6 protein-coding genes and 10 tRNA genes are annotated in these 6307 nt (G+C 38.6%); 15 read left to right on the top strand and 1 reads right to left on the bottom strand.

The window, feature by feature from the left end:
* The 4 genes from rsbW (at position 1) to DLJ74_RS13350 (ending at position 4092) form a co-directional block, all read left to right on the top strand.
* Positions 1-477, top strand: a complete 477-nt coding sequence (gene rsbW / locus DLJ74_RS13335; protein ID WP_054788940.1) for an anti-sigma B factor RsbW — start codon at positions 1-3, stop codon at positions 475-477.
* The gene (gene sigB / locus DLJ74_RS13340; RefSeq protein ID WP_109984839.1) at positions 449-1240 is read left to right on the top strand and encodes an RNA polymerase sigma factor SigB; all 792 of its coding nucleotides are present in this window, start codon (positions 449-451) and stop codon (positions 1238-1240) included. The genes rsbW and sigB overlap by 29 nt, the downstream gene beginning before the upstream one ends.
* On the top strand, positions 1240-1845 hold the full coding sequence (locus tag DLJ74_RS13345) for a SpoIIE family protein phosphatase (protein ID WP_109984840.1): 606 nt from the start codon (positions 1240-1242) through the stop codon (positions 1843-1845). Before sigB ends, DLJ74_RS13345 begins: the two co-directional genes overlap by 1 nt.
* A 78-nt stretch (positions 1846-1923) precedes the next feature.
* Positions 1924-4092 carry a Tex family protein gene (locus DLJ74_RS13350; RefSeq protein WP_109984841.1) on the top strand — a complete coding sequence of 723 codons (2169 nt, stop codon included), beginning with the start codon at positions 1924-1926 and terminating at the stop codon, positions 4090-4092.
* An 85-nt stretch (positions 4093-4177) separates the two neighbouring features.
* On the opposite strand, the gene cmpA is transcribed toward DLJ74_RS13350, so the two are convergent.
* Positions 4178-4291 carry a cortex morphogenetic protein CmpA gene (cmpA, locus tag DLJ74_RS13355; RefSeq protein ID WP_109984842.1) on the bottom strand — a complete coding sequence of 38 codons (114 nt, stop codon included), beginning with the start codon at positions 4289-4291 and terminating at the stop codon, positions 4178-4180.
* A 102-nt stretch (positions 4292-4393) separates the two neighbouring features.
* Between cmpA and DLJ74_RS13360 the strand changes: the two genes are divergently transcribed.
* The 11 genes from DLJ74_RS13360 to DLJ74_RS13410 all read left to right on the top strand — a co-directional run bounded on the left by DLJ74_RS13360 (position 4394) and on the right by DLJ74_RS13410 (position 6306).
* The gene (locus tag DLJ74_RS13360) at positions 4394-4849 is read left to right on the top strand and encodes a SprT family protein (RefSeq protein WP_054788939.1); all 456 of its coding nucleotides are present in this window, start codon (positions 4394-4396) and stop codon (positions 4847-4849) included.
* Positions 4850-5018: 169 nt separating this feature from the next.
* Positions 5019-5093, top strand: a tRNA-Asn gene (locus DLJ74_RS13365).
* Position 5094: 1 nt separating this feature from the next.
* Positions 5095-5185 (top strand) — tRNA-Ser (locus DLJ74_RS13370).
* Positions 5186-5195: 10 nt separating this feature from the next.
* Positions 5196-5267, top strand: a tRNA-Glu gene (locus tag DLJ74_RS13375).
* Between the two features lie 76 nt (positions 5268-5343).
* Positions 5344-5420: transfer RNA gene (locus DLJ74_RS13380), tRNA-Asp, on the top strand.
* A gap of 4 nt (positions 5421-5424) precedes the next feature.
* Positions 5425-5499: transfer RNA gene (locus tag DLJ74_RS13385), tRNA-Gln, on the top strand.
* 111 nt (positions 5500-5610) lie between these two features.
* Positions 5611-5686 (top strand) — tRNA-Lys (locus DLJ74_RS13390).
* Positions 5687-5707: 21 nt separating this feature from the next.
* Positions 5708-5791: transfer RNA gene (locus tag DLJ74_RS13395), tRNA-Leu, on the top strand.
* Positions 5792-5860: 69 nt separating this feature from the next.
* Positions 5861-5937: transfer RNA gene (locus tag DLJ74_RS13400), tRNA-Arg, on the top strand.
* 4 nt (positions 5938-5941) lie between these two features.
* A tRNA-Pro gene (locus DLJ74_RS13405) sits at positions 5942-6018 on the top strand.
* 214 nt (positions 6019-6232) lie between these two features.
* Positions 6233-6306 (top strand) — tRNA-Gly (locus tag DLJ74_RS13410).
* Position 6307: the final 1 nt, after the last annotated feature.

Below are 6307 nucleotides of genomic sequence, written 5' to 3' on the forward strand. Positions count from 1 at the left end.
ATGGAATCCTTTGACTTCATTGAAATGAAAGTGCCAGCAAAAGCAGAATATGTAGGTGTCGTCAGACTAAGTACATCTGGAATAGCAAATCGTATGGGATTTAGCTATGAGGAAATAGAAGACTTAAAAGTAGCCATTTCGGAGGCTATGTCTAATGCTACGACTCATGCCTATGATGAAAAAGATGGTGGAGAGGTTACTGTTGGCTTCGGATTATATCCAGATCGTCTCGAGGTCATGGTCGCAGATCGAGGTGGAAGCTTTGATTTAAATAAAATCAAGGCAGATATAGGTCCATATCAGAATAATCAATCGATAGAAGATTTGCGAGAAGGAGGGTTTGGACTTTTTCTGATCGAAGCATTAATGGATAAAGTCGAAATTAAGAATGATTATGGCGTAATCGTCCTAATGACAAAATACCTCCGCGAAAATGAGGTGGATATCAATGACGACCAAATCTCAACCACACAGTAATCGTGAGGATGAGATTTACCAGTGGATAAGAACTTTTCAACAAAATCCTGATGATAAAGATACCCAGGAAAAAATCGTTATGACCTATCAAAAACTTGTAAAATCCTTAGCAAGGAAATATGCTAAAAACAGTATGATATACGAGGATCTAGAACAGGTAGGCATGCTCGGTTTGCTAGCAGCGATCAGAAGATATGATCCTGACATTGGTAAATCCTTTGAATCTTTTGCTATTCCCACGATCATTGGTGAAATCAAACGATTTATTCGTGATAAAACATGGAGTGTTCATGTTCCTCGAAGAATTAAAGAACTTGGACCTAAAATCAAAAATGCCATAGATCGGTTAACACAAGAGAATCAAAAATCTCCATCTATTAAAGAAATTGCCAATTATCTAGAAGTTTCCGAAGAAGAAATCCTAGAAACCATGGAGATGGGGCAAAGCTATAATGCCCTTTCTGTTGATAGAAAAATTGAAGCAGATTCAGATGGTAGTGAGGTTTCAATACTAGATATCATCGGAAAAAGTGATAAAGGCTATGAGGACATTGATCGAGAACTATTACTGGAAAAGATTTTGCCAATACTGAGTGAAAGAGAGCAACAAATATTACGGCATACCTATTTCGAGAACAGAAGTCAAAAAGAAACTGGTGAATTATTAGGTATTTCCCAAATGCATGTATCAAGAATCCAAAGAAATGCGCTTAAGAAACTAAGAGAAGCGTTGCATGCAGAGAATCTGGAGGCCATTCGCTAATGCAAAAAAGTCAACAAGTAGAAGTTTCGGTTTTTCAAAAAGCAAAAGATGATAACTATTATTGTGGTGATAGTTATTTCTATAAAGAAGTAGATGGAACCTTTATTTGTGCATTGGCGGATGGGCTTGGAAGTGGTAAATATGCTAATGAATCTTCCCAGCTTGTAGTAGATATTATTAGAGAGTATAGTACCCTTCCTTTAAAATTAATAATGAAAAAGTGTAACGAAAGCTTATTTGGGAAGCGTGGTGTAGTGTTAGGAATTCTACAAATTGATTTAGAAACACAGGAGTATGCCTACACCTCGATTGGGAATATAGGTTTGATGACAATTACTGCTGATTCGATCAAAAAAAGAACCATTCCACAAGCAGGATATTTAAGCGGATATGAACGTCCGGTTAAGATAGTCAAGGATCGAGTGGAGGATGGAATGATTTTTGTGATGTTCTCAGATGGAGTAACGTCTAAAGAAATTTCCAATTCCTACTTTTTACATAAAGAAGTAAACCACATCACAGATACTTTTGCCTATTTATACCAGAATAAATTAAATGATGATACAACCTTAATAGCAATGAAATTTGTAGCTGGGACCTCTTGATTCAATTCAAGGGGTTCTTTTTACGAATGCGCATTGTTTTGATAAAATGATAAGGATGAGTACGAAGGAGGAAATAGTGTGTCGGATAAAGAGTCGAAACAATTATTAGTTCAAACGGTAGCGGATAAGACGAAGCTTGGAACGAAGTCGATTACCAGTGTTATTGCATTATTAGAAGAAGGTAATACAGTTCCTTTCATCGCAAGATATCGAAAGGAGCAAACAGGTTCATTAGATGAAGTTCAAATAAAGGATATACAAGAGGCATGGAATTACGCAAAGGCCCTATCTGATAGAAAGCAAGAAGTCATACGCCTTATTGAAGAGCAAGGAAAAATGACCACAGAACTAAAAGCGGATATTGAGAAGGCTACGCAATTACAAAAAGTAGAGGATTTATATAGACCTTATAAGCAAAAGAGAAGAACAAGAGCTACAATTGCAAAAGAGAAAGGATTAGAGCCACTAGCAAAAGAAATCTATCAACAGCAGAATATCTCTTCTATAGAAACAATAGCAGGAGACTATCTATCAGAGGAACATGAATTACATACAACGGAGGATGTCCTATCAGGAGTGAAGGACATTATTGCTGAGTGGATAGCAGATGAGCCTACCTATCGAGAAATGATTAGACAGCAAATTTCTCAAAAAGGATTAATTCAATCATCTGTGAAAAAAGCAGAATTAGATGAGAAGAAAGTATATGAAATGTACTATGAGTACAGTGAAGCAATTCGATCGATTGTTTCTCACCGGATTCTAGCATTAAACCGTGGTGAAAAGGAGAAAATACTTAAGATATCAGTGGAAACACCAATCGAAGCAATTATTTCATATTTAGAGAACCAAGTAATTAAGAAAAATGCCACCTCGCTTGTAAAAGAGCTTTTGCAGCAGACCATCGAAGATAGTTATAGTCGGCTGATTCAACCATCTGTTGAGAGAGAGATTCGATCAACTCTTACAGAAAAAGCGGAAGCTCAGGCAATTGAGATATTTTCTAAAAATCTTAAAAATTTACTGCTACAGCCGCCACTTAAAGGGAAATATGTTTTAGGAGTGGATCCAGCATTTCGAACGGGCTGTAAGCTTGCTGTTATTGATGAAACGGGCCAAGTGAAAGCAATAGATGTGATGTACCCAACAGCTCCTAGAAATGATGTAATAGGTGCGGAGAAAAAGGTGCGAAAGCTGTTAGCGGAATTTCCTGTTGAGCTCATTGCTATTGGGAATGGTACGGCATCAAGAGAAACAGAACAATTCATTGCTGATACGATTAAAAAGAATGAATTAAATATTGCTTATATAATCGTTAATGAAGCAGGAGCGAGTGTTTACTCTGCTTCGAAGCTAGCAAGAGAGGAGTTTCCTGATTTACAAGTAGAGGAACGAAGTGCTGTTTCGATTGCTAGAAGGGTTCAAGATCCATTAGCAGAGCTCGTAAAAATCGATCCGAAATCGATCGGTGTTGGGCAGTATCAACATGATGTTAGTCAGAAACAATTAAATGAATCCTTGGTATTTGTTGTAGAAACGGCAGTGAACCAGGTTGGAGTGAATGTTAATACTGCTTCCTCCTCCTTATTGCAACATGTATCGGGATTAAATAAGACCGTTGCGAACAATATCGTAAAATATCGCAATGAGAATGGTAAGTTTAAGAACCGAAAAACATTGAAGGATATACCAAGACTTGGTAATAAAACCTATGAGCAAAGTATTGGGTTTTTGCGTGTGATAGAAGGGGATGAACCATTAGATAGAACACCAATTCACCCCGAGAGTTACCTGGCAGCTAAGCAGTTGTTAACAGAATTAAATTTATCTACTGAAGACCTTGGAACTGCTCCGTTAAAGACAGAGTTGAATCATATAGATAAGAAGCGAATGGCAGAAAAGCTAGGAATAGGTTTACCTACATTAGATGACATGGTAAAAGCTTTAATTAGTCCTAATCGAGATCCACGTGATGATTTGCCACAACCACTATTGAAGAAAAGTGTATTATCCATGGAGGATCTAACAGAAGGAATGGAATTGCAAGGTACGGTGCGAAATGTAGTTGACTTTGGTGTATTTGTCGATATCGGCGTCAAACAGGACGGGCTTGTTCATATTTCAAAAATGTCTAATCAATATGTGAAGCATCCTATGGATTTAGTATCTGTCGGAGATGTGGTCACCGTATGGGTGGATAGTGTTGATCAACATAAGCAAAGAATTGCCTTGACGATGATAAAATGAAATGACCTTTAGTGGGGATTTTAACTTCCCCGCTTATGAATGACAAATAAGGCTTTTCGCTTTACAAAATATGTAGTGAAAAGCCTTAATCATTTTCTCGTGTACAATAGAAAAACCAACATTGATTAAGCAAGCGTATTTGATATTTATCCTTTTGTAAAAAGGCACCTGTCAATTGTTTTTTTAGCCATGTAGGCATCGGATCTCCCTCCAGGTTTATTTTATACTATACTATGTTTATCCATTGAAGGTGTGAATGTTTGTTAGTTGCAGATACATAATCGTGAAAAGGTGAGGACAGATGGATCTTTTAAATGAACAGGAGCTAGTAACCATGGTGGAACAGTTATCCAAAAAGTATTTCAACAAACCTTTTGTAGATACTGTTACTTATAATCCCAGATTAAGGACTACTGGCGGAAGGTATATACCGAGCAAAAGAAGAATTGAGTTAAATCCGAAATATGCGCTTGAATTTGAAAAAGAAGAGCTTATCGGTATAATAAAACATGAATTGTGTCATTATCACCTTCATATAGAAGGTAAAGGTTATAAGCATCGTGACAAGGACTTTAGGGAATTATTGAAGAAAACAGGTTCCCCTAGACATTGTCGACCACTGCCATCTTTAGAAAGTACTTATCGATATCATTACGAATGTAAAGATTGTCAGCAATCTTTTCCGAGAAAAAGAAAAATCAATCTTTCACGTTATCGTTGCGGTAAATGTCATGGTAAGCTACAATTAATAGAATAGAAGAAATATGCTGCATTCTATTGACGAATATGCTTTTTCTATGTTAAATTATATAAGCCTTATACAGCGAAGTGATTTTTCGTGTATACATATTAAAAAAGTTGCGAAATCTATTGACAAACATTCTTGTTTGTAGTAATATTTTTAACGTCGCTGATAAAAAGATTATTCCACAGTAGCTCAGTGGTAGAGCAATCGGCTGTTAACCGATCGGTCGTAGGTTCGAATCCTACCTGTGGAGCCATGGAGAAGTACTCAAGTGGCTGAAGAGGCGCCCCTGCTAAGGGTGTAGGTCGTGTAAGCGGCGCGAGGGTTCAAATCCCTCCTTCTCCGCCATTTTTTAATTGGCCCGTTGGTCAAGTGGTTAAGACACCGCCCTTTCACGGCGGTAACACGGGTTCGAATCCCGTACGGGTCATTTCTTTAGTTGATTAGATACTTGGCGCTATGCCAAGTTTTTCTATCACATTTAAAAGAGAATATGTAGATGAGTTGGTCCGGTAGTTCAGTTGGTTAGAATGCCTGCCTGTCACGCAGGAGGTCGCGGGTTCGAGTCCCGTCCGGACCGCCATTGTTGGGCTATAGCCAAGCGGTAAGGCAACGGTTTTTGGTACCGTCATGCGCTGGTTCGAATCCAGCTAGCCCAGCCATTTTGTTTTTTGTTTTCTATTCGTTTATTAGAATATTACTGCACGACAAAGTTTGATCGTCTTTTCACAAGCTATTCTATTATTTAATGTTTAGTTCAGATGCGATCAGAAGAGCCATTAGCTCAGTTGGTAGAGCATCTGACTTTTAATCAGAGGGTCGGAGGTTCGAATCCTCCATGGCTCACCATTTCATATACTGTGTGTTTATGCGGTCGTGGCGGAATGGCAGACGCGCTAGGTTGAGGGCCTAGTGGGAGGTAATCCCGTGGAGGTTCAAGTCCTCTCGACCGCATTTAAAATAAATATCTCATTGACAGAGTCATTCGCTTTATGATATAATGATAGATGTCGCTTTTGTTGAGCGCCCGTAGCTCAATTGGATAGAGCGTTTGACTACGGATCAAAAGGTTAGGGGTTCGACTCCTCTCGGGCGCGCCATTTCCGGGAAGTAGCTCAGCTTGGTAGAGCACTTGGTTTGGGACCAAGGGGTCGCAGGTTCAAATCCTGTCTTCCCGACCAGTCGATATTTATTACTAGATTGTGAAGAACACATTTTATAAACTTTCATATATTATTTGCGGGTGTAGTTTAGTGGTAAAACCTCAGCCACGAGCGAAACATCTTCCGATTAAACATCGAGTTGTTCCGAAGCATCCATCATCTTTGAATTAACAAGGAGATGCAGGAACATGTCTTGCGTCAGAGGTTATTTTATAAAATTTATATTTCACATGCGGGTGTAGTTTAGTGGTAAAACCTCAGCCTTCCAAGCTGATGTCGAGGGTTCGATTCCCTTCACCCGCTCCAT

It is taken from the genome of Gracilibacillus dipsosauri (assembly GCF_003176895.1).
GTDB classification, from domain to species: Bacteria; Bacillota; Bacilli; order Bacillales; family Amphibacillaceae; genus Gracilibacillus; species Gracilibacillus dipsosauri.